The organism is Enterobacter sp. NFIX59, from assembly GCF_900113755.1.
Classification (GTDB): Bacteria; Pseudomonadota; Gammaproteobacteria; order Enterobacterales; family Enterobacteriaceae; genus Enterobacter; species Enterobacter pseudoroggenkampii.
On the sequence record NZ_FOQN01000001.1, the window covers coordinates 147,583 to 173,849 of the forward strand.

The following is a 26,267-nucleotide window of genomic DNA, read 5'->3' on the forward strand; positions in this document are numbered from 1 at the left end:
GATCAGGCACCTGCTTTCTTGAACGTCAGTGGGACGACGGTGTTGGCATCATAACGGGCGCGACATTCCGCGATATCGCTGGTGCCGGCTTTACAGGCAACCTCCGGCATCGGGTAGCGGGAACCGTCGGTGCAGCGGGCGGTTCCGCGACTTTTAATCATCAGCTCGCCATTGCTGTGCAGCCCGGAAAAGACCTCCGCACGGCAGACCACGTTATCGCCATGGACAACCCGGGCGAAACCTTTATTGTTCTGGATTTGATAGCGCATTGATGGCGGCTTGCCGGTGACCGGATCTTTCACGTCGAGAACCGCACGCCAGGTGCCGTTCAGGAAACGCGTCGATCCCGCTTTTACCTGATTCGCTTCCATCACCATGGCATCTTTCGGGATGGCGACAATCACCACCGGAGCGGCTGTTTGTGCAGGCGCCGGAACTGCTTCTTTTTCTTTGCTGGCCACGACCTCTGCCTGATGCAGCGGTAATTTCATCGCCAGTGGCTCAACCGCTTTGATCGGTTTTGGCGCAATCTCGACGGGCTCTGGTGCAGGCGCTGGAGCGGGCTCAGCGGAAGGCGACTGTTTTGGCCACAGCAGTGGAGCGGCAATGGCGGCGACGATCACGGCGGCAACCGGCAGCGTCCACAGGGGGACGCGGCGCTTTTTCGCGACAATCGCCGGGGGCGTTTCCTGAACGACTTGCGCCACGACCGGGGCCGGTTCAGGCTCATACAGATCTTCCGGCGTAATGCGCACCACCGTGGAAGGGGCGATCAGCGGCTCGTCAGCCTGTTCAAAGGTCACCAGCGGTTCTGGCTCAGGTTCCGGTTCAGGATCTTCAATGACAACGGGAGCAGGCTCAGGGACCAGCGATTCACGCAGGCAGTCGAGGACATCGTCACGCGCACTCTCGTTCAGGTTTACAAACCCCCAGAAGCTGATGACCGGCTTTCCGTCTACCAGGAAGAGGAAGTTTTCACCCGGGAACTGAAACGCCTTCGACAGCAGAGAACCAAAAAGCTGCTGCGCGGTTTTGGGCGACTGCAGGCATTTCTTGCTCAACGACTCGACGCTGGCGAGCGTGTTTTCCAGATAGCGCAGGGCGCGATAACGGTCATCTTCATCGGCCGCTTTCCAGCTGGTTACGCTCCCTTCGACAGGGGAATACCAGTCCACGCGGTCACCGCTGTCGTTGACCTGAGGAATTGCCAGACAGTCGACGATGGCCTGTTGTTTGCGCAACCGGAGCGCTTCCCGGATTTGTAACGCTGATTCGAAAACGGCTTGTCCGCCGCCGCCAACGGCCTGAAAGTCATCCAGATTACCGCTGCGTAAAAGAGTTTTTGCCACGATTTGATCCCATATACTTCTTCACACCGTTACTTTAACGAAACGAGGAAGCAAACAAACGGAGGAAGAGACGCTAAAAGCGCCGATTTCTTGCGGCATAGAAAGTGACGGTTGTGCTTGACGAATAATGGCCCTTAAGGCAAATCACCTTTTTGGACGCTGGCGGTTAAAACAGCAAAAAACGCGGCTTTAGAATAACCTGATAGTGTTTCGTTATTTGCCAGGTCAAAACGCCTGTGCTGTTATTACTGTCCTATATAATAAAACTGTCAGGGTTATAACCATGTCTACAGGGAAAACACTGCTCGCCCTTGCGCTGAGCGCGCTGTTACCAGCCGGTGCCGCATGGGCGGCAAACAACGACACGCTTATTTACTGTTCTGAAGCGTCCCCCGAGTCCTTCAACCCGCAAATCGCCAGCTCTGGCCCATCTTTTGTGGCCAGCTCTCAGGTACTGTACAACCGCCTGATCAATTTCGACCCGGTGAAAAACACTCCGGTGCCGTCGCTGGCGGAGTCCTGGACGATTTCACCGGACGGCAAGACCTATACCTTTACCCTGCGTAAAGGGGTGAAGTTCAACAGCAACAAATACTTCAAACCGACGCGCGACTTTAATGCCGATGACGTTATTTTCTCGGTCATGCGTCAGAAAGACCCTAAACACCCGTACCACAACGTGTCGCAGGGCAACTACGAATACTTTAACGATGTGGGTCTCGATAAGCTGATCCAGGACGTTAAAAAGGTCGATGATTACCACGTTCAGTTCACCCTGAGCGAGCCCAACGCCGCGTTCCTGGCCGACTGGGGGATGGATTTCGCCTCGATTCTCTCCGCTGAATACGCCGACGCGATGCTGAAAAAAGGCACGCCTGAAAACGTAGACACCTGGCCGATTGGTACCGGGCCTTACGTGCTGCAGCAGTACAAAGTGGATTCGCTGATCCGCTACGTTGCGAACCCGAACTACTGGGAAGGTGAAGTGCCGACGAAGCATCTCATCTTCTCCATTACGCCAAACGTGGAAACCCGCCTGGCGAAGCTGCAGACCAACGAGTGCCAGATTATTCCTGCGCCGTCCCCGGTTCAGTTTGACGCCATCAAGAACAACAAAGACCTGACGCTGCACTCGGTCGATGCGCTTAACGTCGGTTATCTGGCGTTTAACACCGAGAAAAAGCCGTTTGATAACGTGCTGGTGCGTCAGGCGCTTAACTATGCGACCGACAAGAAGGCCATCGTTAATGCGGTCTTTATGGGATCGGGCGCGGTGGCAAAATCGCCGATCCCGCCAAATATGCTGGGCTTCAATAAAGACCTGAAGGACTACAGCTACGATCCTGAAAAAGCGAAAGCCCTGCTGAAGCAGGCGGGCCTGGAGAAGGGCGCGGAAGTCACGCTGTGGTCAATGCCGGTTCAGCGTCCGTATAACCCGAACTCGCGTCGTATTGCGGAGATGATCCAGAGCGACTGGGCCAAAGTTGGCGTGAAGGCCAAAATTGTCTCCTACGAGTGGGGCGAATATCTCTCCGGAATGCGTAAAGGTGAACATGACTCCGCGCTGTTTGGCTGGATGTCCGACAACGGCGACCCGGACAACTTTGCCGACGTGCTGCTCGGCTGCAACAGCATTAAAACCGGCTCAAACGCCGCGCGCTGGTGCGATAAGGGGTATGATTCCCTGGTACAAAAAGCGAAGCTGACCAGCAGCCCGGCCGAGCGCGCGAAGCTCTATAGCCAGGCGCAGGAGATTTTCTACCAGCAGGCGCCGTGGATCGCGCTGGCCAACGGGAAAACGTTCTACGCGACCCGCAGCAACGTGACCGGGTACAGCGTAAGCCTGATGGGCAGCGATTTCTCGAAAGCGAAGCTGAACTGATCGTGTGCCCGGTGGCGCTGCGCTTACCGGGCCTACGGTTCCCCCTGTAGGCCGGGTAAGGCGTAGACGCCACCCGGCAATTCACAAGGAGTGACAATGTCACATTTAAACGAAGTTACTGCCCGCGTCGATGCCGCCATCGAAGAGAGCGTCATCACCCACATGAACGAACTGCTGATTGAATTAAGCGATGATGCAGAGCTAAGCCGTGAAGATCGCTACACTCAGCAGCAGCGTCTGCGCACCGCGATTTCGCATCACGGTAAGCAGCATAAAGAAGAGATGGACGCGCGTGAGGAACAGCTGACGAAAGGCGGTACCATACTGTAACGATCAAAACTGGCGTCGCGCCACCAGCCAGGCCCCCACGACCAGCATCACCGCGCCGCACACCGGGCCAATCAGGGCGCGAAGCGGAATACCATGGCTCCTCAGCACGTCCAGCACCAACCCGCCAATCAGCTGGCTTGCGACCAGCACGGCGATGGTCGTCGCCGCGCCAACATTCTGATAGCCGCTGATGCTGGCAAACACGAAAAACGACCCCAGCAGCCCCGGGATAAGCGTCCACCAGCGCACCGTTGCGGCCAGCTCGCTGAATCCGGCCACGCCCTGTTTCAGCAGCAGAATACTGACAAACAGCACAATGCCGACCAGCGAATTCAGCAGCATCGCGATGAGAATGGTGGAGGAGGACTGGGTGATACGCACCATCAGGGTGTTTTGCACCACCAGACCGATGCCCGCCGCCACCAGAAACGCCAGCGTCAGTGACTGATTCATGGGATAGCGTCCGGATCGCTGCGCTCGTCCAGCTGCAGCTGCATAAAGGTTAAGTCCAGCCAGCGGCCAAACTTGGTTCCCACCTGCGGCATTTGTCCGGTCGTCACAAAGCCGAGCGTCTCATGGAGATGAATCGAGGCATGGTTTTGCGCTTCAATGCCGGCCACCATCACGTGTTTACCGATAGCGCGGGCCTCGTTAATCAGCGCCTTCATTAGCGTGCGGCCAATCCCTTTACCCTGATGGGCCGGGTGGACGTAGACCGAATGCTCAACCGTATGACGGAAACCGTCGAAGGCGCGCCAGTCGCCGAAAGAGGCGTAACCGGTGATGACACCGTCTTCTTCGCTCACCAGAACCGGATAACCCGCCAACGTGCGCGCCTCAAACCACGCGATTCGGTTATCGGTATCGACGGTTTTATCGTTCCAGATCGCGGCAGTATGCAGCACCGCGTGGTTGTAAATCTCGCCTATCGCAGCGCAGTCTTCTTTGCAGGCATGACGAACGATCATGATGAAGCCTCTGTGTGTTGTTCACTATAGTATTACGTTATCGCTACGATATTACACAACTGTATCCCCCGATCGCTACGGCATAAGCCATATTTTTTTGTTATCAAAAGCCCATTGAAATGCCGTTCATACACTATAGTATGACGTCATGAACACCATAACAGACACGATGAATCAACGGATTAGCGCAAGAATTCGCCTTGAACGCGAGTCTCGCGGGTGGTCCCTCAGCGAGCTGGCGGACCGGGCAGGGGTCTCACGCGCGATGATCCACAAGATAGAGCGCGGAGACAGTAGCCCGACGGCCACCTTGCTTGCCCGCCTGTCTGGCGCGTTTGGCATCAGCATGTCAACGCTGATTGCCCGGGCCGAAATGCAGGAGGGCAAGCTGCTGCGCCTGGCAAACCAGCCCGTCTGGCGCGATCCGCAGACGCACTACCTCCGCCGCCATGTTTCTCCCCGTACCGATCTGCCCATCGACCTGGTTCAGGTGGAACTGCCTGCGGGCAGCGATGTTCCTATGCCTGCCTCTTCTTACGCGCTGGCACGTCAGCTTATCTGGCTGCAGTCCGGTGAGCTGGTGTTCCAGGAGGGCGATACGCGCCACGAGATGCACGCCGGAGACTGTCTCGAGCTGGGGCCGCCGAATGACTGCCGGTTCATCAACGAGACGAATGAAACCTGCATCTATCTGGTTGTACGCCTCAACCAGTCTGGCTCGTAATGCTAATGCGATAACGCTGAACGTGAGCCAGGCTGTAATGACATTTGTACCAGAAGGAGATCCTGATGAATCACTCTGTTTCGCATAACCGCCGCTGGGTGCTGGCCTCTCGTCCACAGGGCGCACCGGTCGCGGAAAATTTTCGTCTGGAAACGCAGCCTGTTCCGGAACCGGGTGCGGGGCAGCTTCTGCTTCGTACCGTCTGGCTGTCGCTGGATCCTTATATGCGGGGTCGCATGAGCGACGCGCCATCCTATTCACCGCCGGTTGAGCTCGGTGCGGTGATGGTGGGGGGAACGGTCAGCCGCGTTGAACAGTCAAACCATCCAGAATTCAAAGCCGGTGAATGGGTGCTGGGCTACAGCGGCTGGCAGGAGTATGAACTTTCGGACGGCAGTGGCCTGGTGAAGCTGGGCGAAAATCCGTCTCATCCTTCCTGGTCGCTGGGCGTACTGGGCATGCCGGGCTTTACCGCCTATATGGGGCTGCTGGATATCGGGCAACCGAAAGCGGGTGAAACGCTGGTGGTGGCTGCGGCGACCGGCCCGGTTGGCGCGACAGTAGGGCAGATCGGCAAAATCAAAGGTTGCCGGGTGGTCGGCGTGGCTGGTGGCCCAGAGAAATGCCGCCATGCCGTTGAGGTTCTCGGCTTTGACCTGTGTCTGGATCACCATGCGGCGGATTTTGCCGACCAGCTGAAACACGCCTGTCCGAACGGTATTGATGTCTATTATGAAAACGTCGGCGGGAAAGTGTTTGATGCCGTGCTGCCCCTGCTGAACACCTCCGCGCGCGTGCCGGTGTGTGGCCTGGTGAGCGGCTATAACGCGACGGGCCTGCCTGACGGGCCGGACCGCCTGCCGCTCCTGATGGCGACCCTTCTCAAGAAACGCATTCGTATGCAGGGCTTTATTATCGGCCAGGATTATGGACACCGCATTCATGAGTTCCAGGAAGAGATGGGGCGCTGGGTGCAAGAGGGGAAAATCCACTATCGCGAACAGGTGACGGACGGGCTGGAAAACGCCCCCGAGGCGCTGATTGGCCTGCTGGAAGGACGAAACTTCGGCAAAGTCGTGATTCGCGTCGCGAGTGACAATAAATAAAGCGCACAATGGCGGGGTTTCCCGCCATATTTATTTGTGAAGATACGATATATTGTCTTTAATTACTGGACAGGGTTTTTCGCGCCATCATCCCGGATGAGGCCGAAAACGATAAAAAAATGATGTTTGCTTTTTTTGGCTGTTTTACGTACTTCCCACCACCAGGCATGACGATACAGGATATATCGTACCGGCGCCGTTTTATTAAAACTGGCGTTTAAAAATAGCATTAAGTTTTAGCTACAGGAATTCCACATGCTTGATTTGGATCACTTAGAAAAAGCCCAAAGGGTTAGCCTTACCATGCAGGTTGAACACAGTTTGAAAGGGGCGTTAATTACAGGCTCCCTCAAACCAGGAGCACGACTGATTACGAAAGAGATTGCTGATAAATTAGGCACCAGTATTACGCCGGTCCGCGAAGCGCTGCTACGTCTGGTCTCCTCAGGCGCGCTTCACGCCACGCCAGCGCAGGCATTTCTGGTCCCTGAGGTGACGCTGGAGCGTTATAACGAGATTAACGCCATCAGAAAACAGCTTGAGCCGATGGCGGTTGCTGCTGCATGCCAGAATATGTCAGACGGCAAGCTGGAGGCGTTGCGCAAAATGTCAGAGGCCTTCCATGAGGCTATGCGCAATGGAAACGTTCAGCAGGCATTGCATGCAAATCGCATCTTCCGGTTTACGCTTTATCAATATGCGGAAATGCCTACGCTTAATGCCTTAATTGAACAGTTATGGGTGCGCATCGGACCCTGTATGAACTACCTGCATCAGGAACTTAACGACATCAAAACGTCAACGTATCACTATGATGAGCTTCTTTCAGCCCTTGAGCGGAGAGATGTGGATGCCAGCCAGAAGGCAATTGATAAGTTGATTGATGAAGCGGATTTTCTTTTACAGCGACAATATTTTAACTGAGAGATTATTTAACAGAGCGACTATATACTGCGCCTAATTATTTATTTGGTGAATAACTCCTGATGGCTTATTGCCATCAGGAGGGTTATTTCATTAATAAAATAAACTTTTCTTTTTCTTACTCGAAGCGATAAGAGACCGACAGCCCGACGCCATAGTTACGGCCTGGTGCAGGTTCGTAATAACGGCCGTTGGACTCGTTGACAATAACCGAGCCCGCGTACTCTTTATCGAACAGGTTATCGACGCGGCCAAAGACATCCATTCCCCAGTTGCCGTAGTTAAACTTATACCCGGTATTCAACCCGACTACCGTGTACGACGGCGCTTTCGCGGTGTTTTCGTCGTCGGCCATGATGTCGCTCATGTAACGCACGTCCGTGCCCGCGTACCAGCCTTCCTCCGGCTGCCAGCCAAACGAGGCAAAGCCCATGTTGCGCGCAATCCCCGGCATGCGGTTACCGTTACAGTCTGCGTCACTGCAGACGTTAGTCCGGTAGGTGGCATCCAGGTACGTCCACGCCATCTTCAGCTTCCAGTTCTCAGCGAACTGCTGATCCAGAGAAACTTCAACACCCTGACGGCGTGTTTTCCCGGCATTTTTATAGGTTGTGCGGCCGCCGGAACTGGAGTCCACCACGATCTCATCATCCGTATCGGTGCGGAACAACGCCGCCGTCAGCAGGCCGTTGCCGATGCGGGTTTTGCTGCCCACTTCATAGGTGTTGTTCGTGGATGGCTTCAGGCCAATATTCAGACCGCCCTGATTATCGGCACGGTAGGAGAGTTCGTTGATGGTTGGCGTTTCAAATCCACGCCCTGCGGCAGCGTAGAGGTTCCACCCGTCAGTCACCGCATACTTAACGGCGCCCGCCGGGAGCCACTTGTGATAGCTCGCGTCACCGCTGTCGTCGCCGTTGCCCGGCGTAACGTAATGGTCGTTGGAATCAAACCAGACCGAACTGTAGCGGACACCCGCATCGACAGAGAGTTTCTGCGTCAGCTGCCAGCTGCTCTGCAAATAAGGATCGACGTTCCACATCAGGTTACGTTCGTCACGACGTTTATCGCCTTTGACGCCGTAGTCCGGCACGCCGTTGCTCATCACAAAGTTCTCGTAGCCGCGACGATCTTCACTCAGGTTTTCGTAGTTCAGACCGGTGGTAAAGGTCACCGGAACCAGCAGCTCGCCGCGGTGCGTCCAGCGGGTATCCACGCCCTGATAGTGGCGCTGCATATCAATCACCCCGCCGGAGTGAGTGGCTTTTAGCTGCGGCTGATACGGAATCGACTGGTACTGCGTCATTTCACGCTCGCCGGCGTACATCATTACGCTGAGGTCGTCCTGAGCGCTGAGCTGGCGATCGTAGCGCAGGCCGGCCTGGGTCTGTTTGATGGTCTTACGGGTGTTGTACTGATCGCCACGCGGAGACTGACGCGGATTATTCTGCCACTCCTGATAGCTCAGACCGCCCGGATCGTTGGCCTTCATGTCTACGCTGTTGAAGATTAGCGTCAGCTTGCTGACGTCATCAATACGCACGCCCAGCTTGGCGTTGGCCAGATTCTTCCGCGCGCCGCTGTGGTCGCGATAGCCCTGGGTGGTGAAACGGGTGGTGGAAACGGTGTAGTCCACATCGCCTGCGTGGGTGCCGTCGCCCATCGCGCCGGTGGCCTTCATGCCGTAGCGCCAGGTACCGTAACTGCCGTAATAGCTGCTGGCTTCAATGGTTGGCGGCTGCTGCCCGGTCTGGGTGTTGATGTTAATCACGCCGCCAGAGGCGTTGCCATACAGGGCAGAGAAGGGGCCGCGCAGCACTTCAACGCTCTCCACGCTGGAGAGATCGATGTTGGAGGTCTGGCCCTGTCCGTCCGGCATGGTGGCAGGGATACCGTCGACGTACATACGGATACCGCGCACGCCAAACGTTGAGCGGGCGCCAAACCCACGCATCGAAAGCTGGAGATCCTGAGCATAGTTCTGGCGGTTCTGAATTTGCAGTCCCGGGACGCTGCCGAGGGATTCAGACAGGTTGATGCGAGGCGCGGCGTGGCGCATGTCATCGCCATTGACGACGCTGACCGCGGCCGGGGTATCCAGCTCCGATACGGTTTGCGGCGTGGCGCTGACGATCATGGTCTGTTCCTCCGCGCTCATAGCGGTGAGCGGCGCGAAAGTAACGGGAACCAGCAGCAGCGGGAGAGAGGCCTTACGGGCAGAAATGATTTTCATGAATAAAACCGGTTGTGGTGTATAAACGAACCAAATGGAACATGTCCATACATGTTAAAGGTTTTGTAAATGTTTTGAAAACTATAACCGCACATTGCGTTAATGAAAGGTGGTGTGGGAAAGAAAAACTCCACATTCAGTTGATTAATGATTACTATTCTCATTATCAAAAGGCGATGCCATGACGTTGCCTGCCGGAAGTGATGTCAGCCCAAACCCCTCTTTTCAGAAAAGGAATTGTTATGTCTTTACGTCATCTGTGCTCGCCGCGTCTGAGCCTGTCACTGCTGTCTGCCACTTTACTGCTCGCCGGGACGTTCCAGGCGCATGCCGCCGAAGAGATGCTGCGTAAAGCGGTGGGCAAAGGGGCGTATGAAATGGCCGTGAGCCAGCAGGAGAATGCGCTGTGGGTGGCGACCTCGCAAAGCCGCAAAACCGATAAGGGCGGGGTTGTTTACCGTCTTGATCCGGTCACGCTGGACGTGACGCAGGCGATTCACAGCGATCTGAAACCCTTTGGTGCCACTCTCGACAGCGCGACGCAAACCTTGTGGTTTGGCAACACCATCAACGGCGCGGTAACCGCGATTGATGCAAAAACGGGCGACGTAAAAGGACGTCTGGTGCTGGACGGGCGTCAACGCAGCGAAACCGTCAAACCGCTGCAGCCGCGCCAGCTGGTGGCGGATGACGCGAGCAACACGATTTACATCACTGGTGTCGGCAAAGAGAGCGTGATTTGGGTCGTGGATGGCGCAACGCTGAAGCTGAAAGAGACCATTGCCAATACTGGCACCTACAGCACCGGTCTGGCGCTGGATGCGCAGGCGAAACGTCTCTATACCACGAATGCGGACGGTGAACTGGTGACGATTGATACGGCCAGCAACAAGATTATCAGCCGTAAAAAAGTGCAGGACGACGGGAAAGAGCACTTCTATCTGAACCTGAGCCTCGACGCTGCCGGTCAGCGTGCGTTCCTGACTGATTCAAAACAGCCGGAAGTGCTGGTAGTGAGCCTGAAAGACGGCAGCGTGATCGAGAAAATCGCCGCGCCGGAATCCCTGGCGGTCCTGTTTAACCCGGCCCGCAACGAAGCCTACGTGACCCACCGTGAAGCCGGCAAGGTGAGCGTGATTGATGCGAAAACGTATAAGGTGACTAAAACGTTCGACACGCCGGTCTACCCGAACAGCCTGGCGCTTTCTGCCGATGGTAAAACGCTGTATGTGACGGTGAAACAAAAATCCACCCGCCAGCAGGAAGCCACCCAGCCTGACGATGTCATTAGTATCGCGCTGTAAGATAAAAAAAGGGAAGGCATTTGCCTTCCCTTTTTAATGCTTTCTGGATGCTTAACGCGAGGTTTCTTCCACCAGCGGTGCGTCGTGTTTTTCATCGTCGTGATGAACCGGCGCGGTGCTGTGGATCTCGTGAACGCGCTTACGCACGCCGAACCAGCCGGCAATCAGCAGTACCGCCAGCAGCGGAATCGTCGCGATGGTGTAGGTACCGTTCGGATAGTCGAACGCCATCAGCACCAGCACGCTGAACAGGAAGAGCAGGGTGAGCCAGGAGGTCACCGGTGCGCCCGGCATCTTGAAGCTCACATCAGCCGCTTTGCCTTCTTTAATCGCCTTGCGCAGACGCATCTGGCAGACCACGATAAAGCCCCAGGAAGCGATAATCCCCAGTGCAGCCACGTTCAGAACGATCTCAAATACGCGGGACGGCACCAGATAGTTCAGGAACACGCCAAAGACGTAAACCACCAGCGTGGCCAGAATCCCTGCATAGGGAACCTGCTGCTTGCTCATCTTCGACATGAACTTCGGCGCGGAACCGCCCATCGACATGGAGCGCAGGATACGACCGGTAGAGTAAAGGCCGGAGTTCAGGCTGGAGAGCGCCGCCGTCAGGACCACGATGTTCATGATGCTGCCCACGTAAGGCACGCCCAGCTTAGAGAAGAAGGTCACGAACGGACTCTGGCCCGCCTGATAGGCAGTCCATGGCAGCAGCAGAACCAGCAGCACCACGGAACCGACGTAGAACAGACCGATACGCCAGATCACGCTGTTGATGGCTTTTGGCACCATCGTCTGCGGATCTTTACATTCACCTGCCGCGGTGCCCACCAGTTCGATAGAGGCGAAGGCGAACACGACGCCCTGAACCAGTACCAGCGCAGGCAGCAGACCGTGCGGGAAGAATCCGCCGTTATCGGTTATCAGGTGGAAGCCGGTGGCATTGCCATCCAGCGGCTTACCGCTGCCGAGGAAGACGGTACCCACGACCAGGAACACCACGATGGCCAGCACTTTTACCAGCGCAAACCAGAACTCCATCTCCGCGAACCACTTCACGCCGATCATGTTCATGGTGCCGACAATCGCCAGCGCACCAAGCGCAAACACCCACTGAGGCACATCACCAAACGCGCCCCAGTAGTGCATATACAGCGCAACGGCGGTGATATCGACAATACCCGTCATCGCCCAGTTGACGAAGTACATCCAGCCCGCAACGTAAGCCGCTTTTTCACCGAGGAATTCACGGGCGTAAGAGACGAAGCTTCCGCTGGAAGGGCGATGCAGTACCAGTTCGCCCAGCGCGCGGAGAATGAAGAAAGAGAAGATCCCGCACACCAGATAGACCAGGGCGAGAGCCGGGCCAGCCATCTGCAGGCGTGCACCAGCACCTAAAAACAGACCCGTTCCGATAGCGCCGCCGATGGCGATCATTTGAACCTGACGGTTGCCCATCGCTTTGTGGTAGCCCTCTTCGTGAGAGTTCAACCAGCGACGTTTAGCAGCATGATGATCGGCTGCGCTTTTATTGCTTGTTTTCATTGAGTTACCTGTTTGCCTGTCTGAACCATTATCGTGATAGTCCTGCCTGGCAGAAAGCAATACAAACGATTGCTTCTGCGCAAACACATGTCGCCTTCCCAGTCATTCTGCGTATGGATAAGGCGAAACATGGCGAGGCATCCTACCTGCAATTCATAAGCGACGCAAAATATAACCGTGCCGAAAGTGATGCACGTCGAAGGAAATCGTGTGGTCAGAGCAGACGGGGATCACAACACGCTGAATCGTGATGAGTTTTTAGTCAAAACAATGGCGAGGTTGATTATTTAATCATCAGATTCTCTTAATTATTACCAGATGGTATAAATTTTTGCTGCTGCAGGGCATCGAGAAGTAACCTGAACGCGGTTGTGTGCTGCCGACGGCTCGGATAATAGAGGTGATATCCTTCAAACGTGGGGCACCACGATTCAAGGACCCTGACCAGCCGTCCCTGATTTAGAGCGTCCAGGACCGAGGACTCGGGCACGTAGGCTAATCCGAGGCCATTTTCCGCGGCGTCGATACGCTGCGACAGGTTATTCAGCGTAAGCTGTCCGTCAACCCGCACGCGAAGCTCGCGCCCGTCGCGCTCAAATTCCCAGTCATATAATCCCCCTCGGGTGGGCAGGCGGAGATTGATACAGCGGTGTTCACCCAGCTGCTCCGGCACGAGCGGCACGCCAAAACGAGCCAGGTAATCCGGGGAGCCGACGACCGCCATGCGCATGTCCGGCGCAATCCGCACCGCAATCATATCTTTTGCCACCTGTTCACCCAGGCGAACCCCCGCGTCGAAGCGGCCATCTACGATATCTGTCAGGCCATTGTCGATCGTCACTTCAACGTTAATGTCAGGATACTGCAGCATAAAAGGCTTCAGTACCGGCCAGAGCACGGCGTCCATCGCGTGCTCGCCGGCGACGATGCGGATAGCGCCTGCGGGTTTGTCGCGGGTGCTGCGAAGTGCCGTGAGTTCCTGTTCGATCTCCAGCAGATGCGGGCTGAGGCGCGAAAAAAGCTGCTCACCCGCGGGTGTCGGAACCACGCTGCGGGTTGTGCGGGTTAACAGGCGAACGTCTAATCGCGCCTCAAGCTTGCGCATCGCATGGCTCAGTGCCGATTGCGAGACGCCCAGCTGCGCCGCTGCGCGCGTAAAGCTACGCTCGCGGGCCACCACCATAAAGGAGAGCAGATCGTTGAAATTATCTTTTAGCATCGTGGTTCTATTTATGAGTTTCAGTCATGTGTCCTATCTGATTATGCACCCTAATGCTCCCGAGTGCTTTGCGCTACTGTTAACGCAACAGTCAACGAGGAGCAAAAGATGAAAATTATCCGCAGCGGTTCAATACCTTCAGTACGAGGACCGGAAGCCTGGTTTACCGGGACTGTTCGGATTGACGCACCCTTTCAGGCGACCGAACCTGCCAGCGTCGGCGGGGCAACCGTAACCTTTGAGCCGGGCGCGCGCACGGCCTGGCATACGCATCCCCTGGGACAAACGCTGATTGTGACGCAGGGTCGTGGCTGGTTACAGGAGTGGGGCAAAGAGGCGGAAATCCTGAATCAGGGCGATATCGCCTGGATCCCACCCGGCGTGAAGCACTGGCACGGCGCAAATGCGCAAACGGCGATGACGCATCTTGCCATCGCCGAAGCGGTAAACGGCAGCCCGGTAACATGGCTGGAAAAAGTGACTGACGAGCAGTACCCGAACGGCTAACCGCCAAAAACGGAAATTGCCTGCTGCAGGCGCGTCGTCCGCTGCGTCAGGTGATTCGCAGCGTGAGTGACGTTATCCACCATCCCCGTATTGCTCTGGGTCATTGCGCCGATACGGGAGAGGGAGGCGTTGATCAGCGTCAGCGCCTGGGTTTGTTCCTGCGTGGCGTGGCCGATCTCCTTAATCAAGGTGGAAACCTGCAGAACATGGTCGATCATGACCGTCAGCTGTGATTCGGTTTGTACCACCTTCTCCACGCCAGCGTTGACGCTGGCAACGTTTTTCTCGATCAGCGCTTTTATCTCTTTCGCCGCCGTCGCGGAGTGTTGCGCAAGATTGCGCACCTCCGCCGCCACCACGGCAAAGCCGCGGCCGGCTTCACCCGCGCGAGCCGCTTCCACGGCGGCATTCAGCGCAAGAATATTGGTCTGGAAGGCAATGCGATCGATAACGCTGATAATATCGACGATCTGGCCGTTATCCTGCGACACGGACTGCATCATACCGATGGTCTCTTTCATCATCGCTTCACCGCAGTGGGCGCTGTCGCTGGTGCGATCCGCCATCTGGATCGCTTCATTCGCGGTTTCTGCCGTCTGCTTCACCGCGCTGGCGATCTCTTCCACCGCAGATGCGGTTTGCTGCAGAAAGTCTGCGGTTTCTTCAGAGCGCGTTTGCAGCGCCGCACCTTCTTTCGCGACCTGCTGGCTGATGGTGCCAATCCCGCTGATTTGCGCCCCGACATCGTCAACCAGCGAATTCAGGTTCAAACCTGATTGATTCACCAGGCGCATCATCAGCCCGATGTCATCGATCCTGTCAAAATGGTAATAGTCCGTTTTACGTCCTGAAACCACGCGCTGCATCTGTTGAACAATAGATTTTACCGGCCGTGCGATCTGCGCGTGAAGATAACAGGCAAGGGCAGAAAAGAGCAGCGCCAGACTCCCCGACTGCACAAGTTTATCAGGGAAGAAATACACCGCCAGGCAGGAGAGTAACGCTGTTGTCGCAATACCAAGATGGATTCGTTTACAGGTGCTGAGACATTTAAAAAGCGACATAAAGGAAAATAAACCGCGTCGAACCAACAGTCCTTTATAAAAACGATAATGTTTTAATTCGTTATTACGCACTTTTGCATACAGTCTTTCACTGGCTGCGATCTCTTCCCGTGCGGGGATATTTCGCACCGAAATATAGCCCGTCAGGGATCCACCCTGCCAGACCGGCGTCACGTTGGCCCGCACCCAGTAGTGATCGCCATTATGACGACGGTTCTTCACCAGCCCTGTCCAGGTCTCGCCCTGCTGCAGGGTAAACCACATGTCGCCAAACGCTTCGGCAGGCATGTCGGGATGGCGGATGAGGTTATGCGGCTCACCAAGAAGATGTTCTTCTTTATATCCGCTGGCTTCAATAAAAGCGGAATTAGCATAGGTAATATGACTTTTTGTATCGGTGGTCGACATTAACGTCGAACCATCGTTAAGCAAATACTCGTTTTGTGTAACGGGAGTGTTACGCCTCATGAGTAACTCCATGATGTTGTGCAAGAATAAAAAAACGTCCGGAAAGCACTCCGGCAAGATTAATGAGATTATTTTTATAACTGTCTGCTGCTTATTCTCTCTGAAATTTTGGCTGTCTGAAATACTCGCTACATATTATTTTTAAACGGTTAACGCTATCGAATGTAATAAAAATGAAAACATTTTCAGGGGCGTTTTTGGGAGGCGCTGTAAATAAATGACATAAGCCAAACTGTAAGAGGGAGATCGCTTCCCGGGAAAAATTGTCATGCTGAAATAGCGTTTCGTTAACAGGATGAAAACGCTATGATTTGGTCTCATTTTCGTAAATACAGGGAGGCTGAGGTGAAAATTAACGTCATAGGAACCAGCGGAAGTGGAAAAAGCACGCTGGCGAAGCAGATTGCGACCGAACTGGCTATTCCCTGTATCGAGATGGACAGACTCTACTGGCAGGCTGACTGGCAGGGCACGCCGGACGACGAGTTTCAGGCAAAGCTGGAGCAGGCGCTACAGGCGTCGCCAGACTGGGTGCTGGACGGTAACTACAACCGCACGCGGCCTGTGAAATGGCGCGATGTAGATGTGGTGGTGTGGGTGGATTATGGGTTTATCCGCACCCTCTGGCAGGCCGTCACCCGAGCAATAAAGCGGGCCTGGCATAAGCACGAGCTCTGGCCGGGAACGGGGAATAAAGAGAGTTTCCGGCGCGCGTTCTTCAGCAGAGAATCGATTATCATCTGGACGATTAAAACCTGGCGTAACAACCGCAAGCGCTATGAAGCCGATCTGCAAAACCCGCAATATAGCCATATTCGCTTCGTCCGCATTACCCGTCGGGAGCAGGTGGAAACGCTGATTGCCTCCTTAAAGTCTTATTCTTAGCGGGGTTTTATATATCTGTTTTCCGGCAAACTAAATGTAAATTAATTGTTTCTCAGTGGTGAAATGCGCCTTTAATAATGACGACATGTTAAGTCAAACGAGAACGCAACATGTCATGGCGAATCAGCATTCTGGATAAAAGCCCCATCGCTGAAAACGAAACGGCTGCCGATGCACTGGCGCGTACCCTGGCGCTGGCGCAGCAGGCAGAAAATCTGGGGTATCACCGCTTCTGGATTGCCGAACACCACAACACCCCACAGCTTGCCAGCCCTTCCCCGGAGCTGCTGATTGCCTGGATCCTCGGGCAAACCACGCGCATTCGCGTCGGGTCCGGCGGCGTAATGCTTCAGCACTACAGCCCCTATAAAGTCGCCGAGAACTTCAACGTCCTGACCGCGCTGGCGCCTGGCCGCGTGGATCTCGGCGTCGGGAAAGCCCCCGGCGGATTACCGCTCTCAACCCGCGCGCTGCAGCAGGGCCTGAATCAACAGGAAAAGGGCAGCTTTGCCGAACAGCTGGCCCAGCTCGACGGCTGGATCCGTCCTGAGCATCACGCTACTGAAGAAGCCGTCCGCGCCACGCCGCTGCCGCCGCTGCCTGCTGAAGGTTTCCTGCTGGGCGCGAGTACCGAAAGCGCGCTGCTGGCCGCCAGGCTCGACTGGCACTTTGTGTTTGCCGCACACCTGAACGGTGACCCGGATCTGCTGCGCGAGGTGGTATCGACCTGGCGTGAGAACAGCGCGCGGGACGTGATAGTGGCAGTACAGGCGATTGTCGCGCCGACGCAGACCGAGGCAGACGCGCTGGCGCAGAAGGTCGAAGTGTGGGGCGTTGAGCTGGCAAACGGGCAGCGCGTCACCGTGGCCAGCGAAGAGCAGGCCTACGCTTTTGCGCGTCAGGCGGGCAGTGAGCCGGTGCGCATTGCACGCCGGGCGCAGTCGCTGCTGGCGGGCACCGCGGAGTCGGTAGTGGAACAGCTCAACGCGCTGCATCAGCAGTGGGGCATTGACGAATTTATCATCGACACGCCGGTAGCAGAGGGAGCAACGCGCGTCGCGTCGCTGCGTCTGCTTGCCGAGGCGCGTCTTAACAAGGAGGTCACCGTATGAGCTTTGGCGAACAGCTGATTGCCTGGCGTCGCGAACTGCACCAGAACCCGGAGCTCTCCGGCCAGGAAGTGGAGACCACGACGCGCCTGCGCCAGTGGCTGACGAATGCCGGGATTACCCCGCAGCCTTACGACCTGTCTACCGGGCTGGTGGCGGAAATCGGCTCGGGCAGCAAACTGATTGCGCTGCGGGCGGATATTGATGCCCTGCCGATTGAAGAGCGCAGCGGCGTGCCGTTTAGCTCGCAGCATGCAGGCGTAATGCATGCCTGCGGACACGATATCCACACCAGCGTCATCCTCGGTGCCGCGTTAAAGCTGAAAGAGCGAGAGGCCTCGCTTAACGGCCGGGTGCGGATCCTGTTTCAGCCTGCCGAAGAGAACTTTGGCGGTGCGAAGAGCATGGTGCGCGCCGGTGCCCTGCGCGATGTCAGCGCGATTTTCGGTATGCACAACGAGCCCGGCCTGCCGGTCGGTGAGTTCGCCACCCGCGGCGGGCCGTTCTACGCCAACGTTGACCGCTTCGTGATCCGCATTACCGGCAAAGGCGCGCACGCCGCACGTCCTCATGAAGGCAACGACGCGATTGTGCTGGCGAGTCAGCTGGTAACGGCGCTGCAAAGCGTCGCCAGCCGCAACGTCAACACGCTGGATTCCGTGGTGCTGAGCGTGACGCGCATTGCGGGCGGTAACACCTGGAACGTGCTGCCGGAAAGCGTCGAGCTGGAAGGCACGCTGCGTACCCATCGCACGGAAGTGCAGCAGAATGTGAAAGCCCGCGTGGGCGAAATCGCTGCCGGGTTTGCCAGCGCCTTTAGCGCGCAGATTGATATCACCTGGTATGCCGGGCCCACCGCGCTGGTGAATGACGAACGCTGGGCCGATTTCGCCACCTCGGTCGCCCGGGACGCCGGATACGAAACCCGGCACGCCGAGCTGCATATGGGCGGGGAAGATTTTGCGGTCTATCTGCAGCAGATCCCGGGGGCGTTTGTCAGCATCGGCAGCAACAGCCCGTATGGTTTACATCATCCGGCATTTAATCCGGATGAAGCCTTAATTGAGCCCGCTGCCCGCTATTTTGCACAGCTTGCGGAAAAAGCCCTGCAACACGTTTAATTCTTAAGAGGTGAATATGTCTGCACATCGTCAACTGCGGCTGGGGACCATTTTGCATGGTGCATCCGGAAATATGTCCGCCTGGCGTCACCCTGAGGCCGTCGCCGATGCCAGTATCAATTTTGATTTCGTCAAAGCGACGGCGTTAAAGGCGGAGGAGGGCAAACTCGATTTTTTATTCGTTGCCGACGGTCTCTATATAAACGAGAAATCGATCCCGCATTTTTTAAACCGCTTTGAACCGCTGACGGTGTTATCCGCTCTCGCCAGCATCACCTCGCGCCTGGGGCTGGTGGGAACCTTATCCACCTCCTACAGCGAGCCCTTCACCACGGCGCGCCAGTTCGCCAGCCTCGACCATCTGAGCAACGGACGCGCGGGCTGGAACGTGGTGACCTCGCCGCTGGAAGGGTCGGCGAAGAACTTTTCCCGCGAAAAACACCCCGAGCATGCGCTGCGCTACCGGATCGCCGATGAGTATCTCGACGTGGTGAAAGGGCTGTGGGATTCCTGGGAAGGTGATGCGTTCGTACGTAATAAAGAGAGCGGACAATTCTTTGACGCGTCAAAGCTTCACACCCTGGATCATCACGGTGATTTCTTCCAGGTCGCCGGGCCGCTGAATATTGGCCGCACCCCGCAGGGGCGTCCGATTGTCTTTCAGGCCGGGGCGTCGGACGACGGGAAAAAGCTGGCGGCGAAACATGCCGACGCCATTTTTACCCATCACGAGACGCTCGACGAGGCAAAAGCCTTTTACCGCGACGTGAAGCAGCAGCTGGAAACAAACGGTCGCCGCGCGTCTGACTTGCATATATTCCAGGGCGTCAGCGTGATTGTGGGAAAAGACGCCGAAGACGTGGAAAACCAGTACCAGACCACGGCGGCGCTGGTGTCGATTAACGATGCCCTCAATTACCTGGGGCGCTATTTCGAACATCATGATTTCAGCCAGTATCCGCTCGACGAGCCGTTCCCGGATATCGGCGATTTAGGCAAAAACAGCTTCCGCAGTACCACCGATGAAATTAAGCGTAACGCCCGCGAGCGCAGCTTAACCCTGCGTCAGGTAGCCCTTGAAGCTGCATCACCGCGCCCGCGCTTTTCCGGTACGCCGGAAGAGGTGGCTGACGGTCTGCAGGCCTGGTTTGAAGGCTATGCCGCTGACGGCTTCATCATTCAGGGCGGTACGCCGGATACCTTCCCGCGCTTTGTTGACCAGGTGGTGCCCATTCTTCAGGCCCGCGGCCTGTTCCGTACCGACTATCCGGGCACCACGCTGCGCGAAAGCCTGGGTTTAGACCAACCGAAAAACCAGTTCACACAACAATAAAAGAGAACCCCGCTATGCAGAAATCATCGCTTGTTCTGGCGCTCGCGCTGGCCTTTACCCCTGCCGTCTGGGCAGAGAATGTGAATATTAACGGCACCGGCGTGAGCATCGAGGCCAATAAAACGCCGGTTAACACTGCCAAAAACAATGATGCGGTGGCACAGCTGCCGAAAGACTATCGCTTTGCCGTGCCGGGGAAATTTACCGTGGCGGTTGCGGGGCTCAATCAACCGCCGCTGACGGTCTTCTCCGACGACAACAAAACGCTGCTGGGGAGCGAGGTTGACGTCGCCCGTCTGGTCGCCGACAGCCTCGGGCTGGAGCTGAACGTGGTGCCCACCTCCTGGGAAGACTGGCCGCTGGGCGTGGCCTCCGGGAAATACGATGCCGCCATCAGCAACATCACCGTCACTAAAGAGCGCAAACAGAAGTTTGATTTTGCCACCTACCGAAAAGATTCCCTCGGGTTCTACGTGAAATCAACCAGCCCGATCAAGTCGCTTGAGAAGGCTGAGGACATCGCCGGGCTGAGGATTATCGTCGGCTCCGGCACCAACCAGGAGGCCATTCTGCTCGCATGGAATGCCGAAAACCTGAAGAAGGGGCTGAAGCCCTTTACCCCGATCTACACCAAAGACGATGCGGCCCAAACCCTGGCGCTGCAGTCCGGGCGCGCGGATGCCTACTTCGGTCCGAACGTGATTGGCGCCTGGAAAGCGGCGCTGAACGGGAAAACCAAACTGGTGGGCAGCGTCGACGGCGGCTGGCCGAAGGCGGCACACATCGCGGTGACGCTGAAAAAAGGCAGCGGACTGGTTGAGCCGGTGCAAACCGCGCTGAACGGCGTCATCAAAAACGGCGATTACGACAAAGTGCTCAACCGCTGGGGGGAAGGGGTTGAGCGCATTCCTCAGTCCGAAGTGAACCCGGCTGGCCTGGGCGATTAAGGAGGCGTGATGAGCGAACGATTTCGTGATGTATCACCGGAAGATGCCGAACTTCAGCCCATTATCGAGGGGCTGTTCGGTGAATATGCCGCCCGCTACGGGGACTACTTCTCTAAAGACGCGGAAGTGGAGCTCACCGAGTGGTATTTAGCGCCGCAGGGGTTGTTTATCGTCCTGGAGCGCGACGGGAAGATTATCGCCACCGGCGCGTACAAACCGTTCGACGAACGCACCGCGGAAATCAAACGCATCTGGACGGACAAAACCCTGCGTCAGCAGGGGCTTGCCGGGCGCGTGGTGCAGGAGCTGGAGCGCAGGGCGGTGCTGGCAGGGTACAGTCAGATCTACCTGACAACCGGCTTTCGTCAGCCGGAGGCGGTCAGGCTCTATCTTAGCCAGGGCTATCAGCCGCAGTTCGATCTGAACCGCGATCCGGAAGAGTACAGCCAGCCGCCGTTTGACGGTCGGCTGCGTTTCACCAAAACGCTGGTACGTGAAGCGTTCAGTAAAACCGCATGAGGAACGACGATGAGCAACGTTGAAACCATTAAGGTGGTCCCGGCGCGTTATCCGCTGCGGGCCGTCGGCGCCGCGGTGGCGCTGTTTGTCCTGGCGGTCGTGATTCAGTCCGTGGCCTTTAACCCGCGCTGGGAGTGGGCGGTGTTCGCCCGCTGGTTCTTCGACCCGGTGATCCTCGAAGGTGTCGGACAGACCCTGCTGCTGACGCTGATCGGCACCGCGCTGAGCGTGGTGTTTGGCGGCATGCTGGCCCTGGCGAGACTCTCTTCATCCTGGCTGCTCAGCAGCCTGGCGTGGGCGTACATCTGGCTGTTTCGGTCGCTGCCGCTGATTGTGGTGCTGATCATTCTGTACAACTTTTCATATCTCTACGACACGCTCTCGCTCGGCGTGCCTTTCACCGGCATCACCTGGGGCAGCTTTGAAACCATCAACGTGCTGGGGCAATTTTCTACCGCCGTGGTGGGGCTAACCCTGGTGCAGAGCGCCTATACCGCCGAGATCATTCGCGGGGGCTTCCTCGGGGTCGATCACGGCCAGTATGAGGCCGCCGCCGCGCTCGGCCTGCCGGCCTGGCGCCGCACGGTGCGCATCATTTTGCCTCAGGCGCTGCGCACCATTCTGCCGTCGGGGTTCAATGAAATCATCAGCCTCGCCAAGGGCACGGCGATGGTGTACGTCCTGGCGATGCCGGAGCTGTTTTATACCATCCAGATGATCTACAACCGCACGCAGGAGGTGATCCCGCTGCTGATGGTCGGTGCCGCCTGGTACCTGGCGATCACCACCGTCCTGTCCGCTATCCAGTACGGTGTTGAACGCGCACTTGCCCGCAGCGAACGCCGCTCTGCCGTTAATCAGAACCGTGCCGCTCGTCGTACCCGTTCTGTCACCACCACGCCAGCACAGGAGCCTATCCATGCAAGCCTCTCCTGAAGGACATATTTCGATTACCGGCGTCAGCAAATTTTTTGGCCGCCATAAGGCGCTCGACAACGTTTCGCTTGAGATCCCGCCCGGGTCCGTGACGGTCATTCTCGGGCCGTCCGGGTCAGGCAAATCAACCTTGCTGCGCACCATTAATCACCTGGAGCGCGTCGATGAAGGCTTTATTCAGATCGACGGGGATTACATTGGCTACCGTCGTCAGGGAGACAGGCTCTACGAGCTGAAGGAGAAGGAGATCCTCAAACAGCGCGTCAACGTGGGCTATGTGTTCCAGAACTTCAATCTCTTTCCGCATCTCACGGTGCTGGAAAACCTGATTGAGGCGCCCATCGCGCATAAAAAGCTCAGCAAAAAAGAGGCGGTAGAAAGGGCGTACAGCCTGCTGGACGTGGTCGGGCTGCGGGATAAAGCCGATGCCTGGTCGCGGCATCTCTCCGGCGGGCAACAGCAGCGTATTGCCATTGCCCGTGCGCTGGCGTTACGTCCTCGCGTGATGCTGTTTGATGAACCCACCTCGGCGCTGGATCCGGAGCTGGTAGGGGAAGTGCTGGACGTAATCAAAAAACTGGCCCGGTCCGGGACTACGCTGGTGGTGGTCACTCACGAGATCGGCTTTGCCCGGGAAGTGGCGGATCAGGTGGTATTTATGGTCGACGGAAAAATTGTCGAGCAGGGAAGCAGTGACGAGGTATTAAACCGTCCGTCACATGCGCGAACGCGCCAGTTTCTCTCCAAAGTCTTATAAGGAGTGCCAATGAAATACGGACTTCTGGCGGGGCTGGTCTTCACGACGGCGAGCCACGCCAGCATCGATCTGAAAGCCAACGAGCAGCCGCTGCCGGTGACGGTGGATCGTCAGGCCGTGGCAAAGATCCCCGCCAGTTACAAATTCGTGGAGCCGGGTACGCTGACGGTCGCCGTCTCAATGCTGAACTCCCCGCCGCTGGCGCTGCTGGCCAGCGATAACCGTACGCGCATTGGCAGCGACCCGGATATCGCCCGCCTGCTGGCGGGCAGCCTGGGGCTGAAGCTGAAGCTGGTGCCGACGGCGTGGGAAGACTGGCCGCTGGGGATCGCCTCAGGGCGCTACGACGTGGCGCTGGTGAACATTGCGGTGACCGAACAGCGTAAAGAGAAGTTTGATTTTGCGACCTACCGCGTCGACTCGCTGGCGTTTTCGGTGAAATCCACGAGCGAGATCCAGTCAATCAAAAGCGCGGAAGATCTGGCCGGGAAAAGGGTGATTGTCGGCTCCGGTACGAATCAGGAACGCATTCTGCTGGGCTGGAACGAAGAGAACAAAAAGGCGGGGCGCGAGCCTGCGCTGCCGGTTTATCTCCACGATGATGCCTCGGGCAATCTCTATATCCAGTCCGGAAGGGCGGATGTGTTCTTCGGGCCGCAGTCGGTTTCAGCCTATAAAGCGGCGCTCACAGGTAAAACCCGCGTGGTCGGTTTAGGGCCGAAAAAAGCCTATGTCGCGACCACGACCAAAAAAGGCAATGAGCTGGTGTACGCGTTACAGGCGGCGCTGGACGGCGCGATCAAGCGGGGAGATTACCAGAAGGTGCTGGCGCGCTGGGGCGAACAGGGCGAAGCGGTGGCACAGTCGGAGGTCAACCCGCCTGGGATAACCTACTAATGGTGCTCTACACTTAGGATTTTCACTCCTGAGGGGGCAACATGATTAAACTCTATGGCGTACCCGGCTGGGGCTCGGCGATCGGTGAAGTGATGCTAACCCTGGCTGATATCCCTTATCAATTTATCAACGTGGACGGGTTTGACCAGCCCGGCCAGCAGCGTGAGCTGCTGCAAAAGCTCAACCCGCTGTGTCAGGTGCCGACGCTGGCGCTGGAAAATGGTGCCATCATGACCGAAACGGCGGCGATTGCCCTGATGGTGCTCGACAGATGTCCCGACCTTGCTCCGCCCGTGGGGCAGGCCGAACGCCAGCAGTTTCAGCGTCTGCTGATCTGGTTTGTGGCCAACGTCTATCCCACATTTACGTATGCAGACTATCCGGAACGCTGGGTGCCGGATGCGCCGGAACAGCTGCAAAAAAACTGCATCGCATACCGGAAATCCCTCTATTTGTGGTTCGAAAGCCAGCTTATGGCCGCCCCGTTTGCGCTGGGGGAACGGCTGACGCTGCTGGATGTGTATATTGCGGTGGCGCGCACCTGGGGGCCTCGTCATGCCTGGTTTGCCGAAAACACCCCTAAATTCACGGCAATTGCGGACACCGTATGTCAGCTACCGGAACTGCACAAGGTGTTAAAGGCAAACAATATTATCTGATAACGTGTAATCCTCATTCACAACCGGAAGCCTGCACATGCCACACGTAGATATCAAATGTTTTCCCCGTGATTTGAACGACGAACAAAAAACGGCCCTGGCGGCGGATATTGCCGACGTGATTATTCGCCATTTCAACAGCAAAGACAGTTCCGTGTCGGTGGCGTTGAACCAGATCGCGCCTGAAGACTGGAAGGCGCAGGTCTGGGATACCGAAATTGGACCGAAGCTGGAGGAGCTTATTAAGAAGCCCGGGTATTCGATGTAGGATCTTTGCCGGGGAGCGAATAAGTCCTTCCCGGCTTGTTTTCCCGTTTTCGCAAAAATCGATAAAAATGCGTTTTGTCTTATCCGCTACACTTAACGTTTCTGGCTGACATATTATTAATCCTTAGGAAAGATCTTCAACAGAATCAATTAAGGACAGACACGTTAAAGGATAATTTTCTGATGACAAAATTACCCCGTTTTTCATTCGCCTTTCTTCATCCCCGTTACTGGCTAAGCTGGGCCGGCATTGCCGCGCTGTGGCTCATCATGCTGCTCCCTTATCCGCTTCTGTTCAGAATCGGTCATGGCCTTGGTCGACTGGCGATGCGCTTGCTTCCCCGCCGCGTCGAAATTGCCCGCCGCAACCTGGAGCTTTGTTTCCCGGAGATGAAAAAGGCGGAGCGAGAGTCATTGCTGCAGCGTAATTTTGAATCGGTAGGAATGGGGGTGATCGAGACCGGGATGGCATGGTTCTGGCCCGAGTGGCGGGTGAAGAAATACTTTACCGTGCGGGGTTATGAGCACATGGAAAAGGCCAGGGCGCAGGGAAAGGGCGTGGTGCTGGTGGGGATGCATTTTCTGACGCTTGAGCTAGGCGCGCGGATATTTGGCATGCTTAACCCCGGTATCGGGGTGTATCGTCCTAATAATAATGCCCTGCTGGACTGGCTTCAGACGCGCGGGCGCCTGCGTTCCAATAAAACCATGCTCGATCGTCATGATTTAAAGGGCATGATCCGCTCGCTGAAGCAAAATGAAATTTTGTGGTACGCCCCGGACCATGACTATGGTAAAACCAATAGCGTATTTGTGCCGTTCTTTGCGGTGCCGGATGCCGCGACGACCGCTGGAAGCTATATGCTGGTCAAAAGCGCTAAGCCTGCCGTCATTCCCTTTGTGCCGCGCCGTAAGGCGGATGGCACCGGTTACGAGCTGATCATTCTGGAAGATATCAGCGAGGCGTTGCAGGGCGGCGATAAAGAAGCCGTGGCGACGCAGATGAACAGGGCGATTGAACACGCTGTACGGATGGCGCCAGAACAGTATATGTGGCTGCACCGGCGCTTCAAAACGCGTCCCGAAGGTGTACCTGACCGGTATGACCGCCGCAAGAGCGTGGCCCCACGGGGTGATATTCTCTCCGCCAGCGATTTTTCTGACCGATCAGGCATACAGCACTAAAGCCTCAGCGATGCCCTCACCCTGCG

The 26,267-nt window shown here is 56.6% G+C and carries 24 protein-coding genes and 1 pseudogene; 18 read left to right on the forward strand and 7 right to left on the reverse strand.

The annotated features are described in order from the left end of the window. Window positions 1-2: 2 nt before the first annotated feature. On the reverse strand, window positions 3-1,349 hold the full coding sequence (locus BM007_RS00710) for an SrfA family protein (RefSeq protein ID WP_061715043.1): 1,347 nt from the start codon (window positions 1,347-1,349) through the stop codon (window positions 3-5). A gap of 283 nt (window positions 1,350-1,632) precedes the next feature. Here BM007_RS00710 and BM007_RS00715 point away from each other — a divergent pair, with 283 nt between their 5' ends. Both BM007_RS00715 and BM007_RS00720 read left to right on the forward strand, forming a co-directional pair. Then, entirely contained in the window at window positions 1,633-3,231 is a 1,599-nt protein-coding gene (locus tag BM007_RS00715; RefSeq protein WP_090416762.1) for an ABC transporter substrate-binding protein, read from the forward strand. A 96-nt stretch (window positions 3,232-3,327) separates the two neighbouring features. Then, window positions 3,328-3,561 carry a YdcY family protein gene (locus BM007_RS00720; protein WP_032647472.1) on the forward strand — a complete coding sequence of 78 codons (234 nt, stop codon included), beginning with the start codon at window positions 3,328-3,330 and terminating at the stop codon, window positions 3,559-3,561. 3 nt (window positions 3,562-3,564) lie between these two features. Here the strand turns inward: BM007_RS00720 and BM007_RS00725 are convergent, their stop codons facing one another. Both BM007_RS00725 and BM007_RS00730 read right to left on the reverse strand, forming a co-directional pair. After that, complete coding sequence (locus BM007_RS00725; protein WP_008501299.1) at window positions 3,565-4,014, reverse strand: DMT family transporter; 450 nt, start codon at window positions 4,012-4,014, stop codon at window positions 3,565-3,567. Beyond that, a complete protein-coding gene (locus BM007_RS00730) occupies window positions 4,011-4,529 on the reverse strand; it encodes a GNAT family N-acetyltransferase (RefSeq protein WP_032647470.1) in 519 nt (172 codons plus the stop codon). The genes BM007_RS00725 and BM007_RS00730 overlap by 4 nt, the downstream gene beginning before the upstream one ends. 148 nt (window positions 4,530-4,677) lie before the next feature. On the opposite strand from BM007_RS00730, the gene BM007_RS00735 reads away from it, so the two are divergent. The 3 genes from BM007_RS00735 (at window position 4,678) to BM007_RS00745 (ending at window position 7,283) form a co-directional block, all read left to right on the forward strand. Beyond that, window positions 4,678-5,253, forward strand: coding sequence for a helix-turn-helix domain-containing protein (locus BM007_RS00735; protein ID WP_008501301.1), 576 nt, complete (start codon window positions 4,678-4,680; stop codon window positions 5,251-5,253). Between the two features lie 65 nt (window positions 5,254-5,318). Next, a complete protein-coding gene (locus tag BM007_RS00740) occupies window positions 5,319-6,359 on the forward strand; it encodes an NADP-dependent oxidoreductase (RefSeq protein ID WP_090416764.1) in 1,041 nt (346 codons plus the stop codon). Between the two features lie 255 nt (window positions 6,360-6,614). Beyond that, a complete protein-coding gene (locus tag BM007_RS00745) occupies window positions 6,615-7,283 on the forward strand; it encodes a GntR family transcriptional regulator (RefSeq protein ID WP_024909654.1) in 669 nt (222 codons plus the stop codon). A gap of 118 nt (window positions 7,284-7,401) precedes the next feature. On the opposite strand, the gene pqqU is transcribed toward BM007_RS00745, so the two are convergent. After that, complete coding sequence (gene pqqU, locus BM007_RS00750; RefSeq protein ID WP_024909653.1) at window positions 7,402-9,516, reverse strand: TonB-dependent receptor PqqU; 2,115 nt, start codon at window positions 9,514-9,516, stop codon at window positions 7,402-7,404. A 242-nt stretch (window positions 9,517-9,758) separates the two neighbouring features. Here pqqU and BM007_RS00755 point away from each other — a divergent pair, with 242 nt between their 5' ends. Then, window positions 9,759-10,820, forward strand: coding sequence for a 7-bladed beta-propeller protein YncE (locus BM007_RS00755; RefSeq protein WP_090416766.1), 1,062 nt, complete (start codon window positions 9,759-9,761; stop codon window positions 10,818-10,820). A 51-nt stretch (window positions 10,821-10,871) separates the two neighbouring features. On the opposite strand, the gene ansP is transcribed toward BM007_RS00755, so the two are convergent. Both ansP and BM007_RS00765 read right to left on the reverse strand, forming a co-directional pair. Then, on the reverse strand, window positions 10,872-12,368 hold the full coding sequence (ansP, locus tag BM007_RS00760) for an L-asparagine permease (protein ID WP_024909651.1): 1,497 nt from the start codon (window positions 12,366-12,368) through the stop codon (window positions 10,872-10,874). A gap of 304 nt (window positions 12,369-12,672) precedes the next feature. Next, a complete protein-coding gene (locus BM007_RS00765) occupies window positions 12,673-13,587 on the reverse strand; it encodes a LysR family transcriptional regulator (protein ID WP_063621792.1) in 915 nt (304 codons plus the stop codon). A gap of 108 nt (window positions 13,588-13,695) precedes the next feature. Between BM007_RS00765 and BM007_RS00770 the strand changes: the two genes are divergently transcribed. Next, a complete protein-coding gene (locus BM007_RS00770; RefSeq protein WP_024909649.1) occupies window positions 13,696-14,094 on the forward strand; it encodes a (R)-mandelonitrile lyase in 399 nt (132 codons plus the stop codon). Here the strand turns inward: BM007_RS00770 and BM007_RS00775 are convergent. Then, window positions 14,091-15,626 carry a methyl-accepting chemotaxis protein gene (locus BM007_RS00775; RefSeq protein WP_061715049.1) on the reverse strand — a complete coding sequence of 512 codons (1,536 nt, stop codon included), beginning with the start codon at window positions 15,624-15,626 and terminating at the stop codon, window positions 14,091-14,093. The genes BM007_RS00770 and BM007_RS00775 overlap by 4 nt on opposite strands. A gap of 345 nt (window positions 15,627-15,971) precedes the next feature. On the opposite strand from BM007_RS00775, the gene BM007_RS00780 reads away from it, so the two are divergent. The 11 genes and pseudogenes from BM007_RS00780 (at window position 15,972) to BM007_RS00835 (ending at window position 26,241) form a co-directional block, all read left to right on the forward strand. Then, window positions 15,972-16,511, forward strand: a complete 540-nt coding sequence (locus BM007_RS00780; RefSeq protein ID WP_090418162.1) for an AAA family ATPase — start codon at window positions 15,972-15,974, stop codon at window positions 16,509-16,511. Window positions 16,512-16,621: 110 nt separating this feature from the next. Next, entirely contained in the window at window positions 16,622-17,623 is a 1,002-nt protein-coding gene (locus tag BM007_RS00785) for an LLM class flavin-dependent oxidoreductase (RefSeq protein WP_090416767.1), read from the forward strand. Further along, a complete protein-coding gene (locus BM007_RS00790; protein WP_090416769.1) occupies window positions 17,620-18,741 on the forward strand; it encodes a M20 peptidase aminoacylase family protein in 1,122 nt (373 codons plus the stop codon). Before BM007_RS00785 ends, BM007_RS00790 begins: the two co-directional genes overlap by 4 nt. 16 nt (window positions 18,742-18,757) lie before the next feature. Next, a pseudogene (locus BM007_RS23330) lies at window positions 18,758-21,021 on the forward strand (NtaA/DmoA family FMN-dependent monooxygenase). Between the two features lie 9 nt (window positions 21,022-21,030). Then, window positions 21,031-21,540, forward strand: a complete 510-nt coding sequence (locus BM007_RS00805; RefSeq protein WP_008501765.1) for a GNAT family N-acetyltransferase — start codon at window positions 21,031-21,033, stop codon at window positions 21,538-21,540. A 9-nt stretch (window positions 21,541-21,549) separates the two neighbouring features. Further along, the gene (locus BM007_RS00810; RefSeq protein ID WP_023327573.1) at window positions 21,550-22,476 is read left to right on the forward strand and encodes an amino acid ABC transporter permease; all 927 of its coding nucleotides are present in this window, start codon (window positions 21,550-21,552) and stop codon (window positions 22,474-22,476) included. Beyond that, on the forward strand, window positions 22,460-23,233 hold the full coding sequence (locus BM007_RS00815) for an amino acid ABC transporter ATP-binding protein (protein ID WP_024909602.1): 774 nt from the start codon (window positions 22,460-22,462) through the stop codon (window positions 23,231-23,233). Before BM007_RS00810 ends, BM007_RS00815 begins: the two co-directional genes overlap by 17 nt. Window positions 23,234-23,242: 9 nt before the next feature. Beyond that, window positions 23,243-24,130: an ABC transporter substrate-binding protein gene (locus BM007_RS00820; RefSeq protein WP_032647448.1), complete on the forward strand. Its 888-nt coding sequence runs from the start codon at window positions 23,243-23,245 to the stop codon at window positions 24,128-24,130. 41 nt (window positions 24,131-24,171) lie between these two features. Next, window positions 24,172-24,789, forward strand: a complete 618-nt coding sequence (locus BM007_RS00825; protein WP_090416774.1) for a glutathione S-transferase family protein — start codon at window positions 24,172-24,174, stop codon at window positions 24,787-24,789. A gap of 37 nt (window positions 24,790-24,826) precedes the next feature. Next, entirely contained in the window at window positions 24,827-25,057 is a 231-nt protein-coding gene (gene pptA, locus BM007_RS00830) for a tautomerase PptA (RefSeq protein ID WP_024909599.1), read from the forward strand. Between the two features lie 182 nt (window positions 25,058-25,239). Next, window positions 25,240-26,241 carry a Kdo(2)-lipid IV(A) acyltransferase gene (locus tag BM007_RS00835; protein ID WP_048992015.1) on the forward strand — a complete coding sequence of 334 codons (1,002 nt, stop codon included), beginning with the start codon at window positions 25,240-25,242 and terminating at the stop codon, window positions 26,239-26,241. Window positions 26,242-26,267 lie beyond the last annotated feature (26 nt).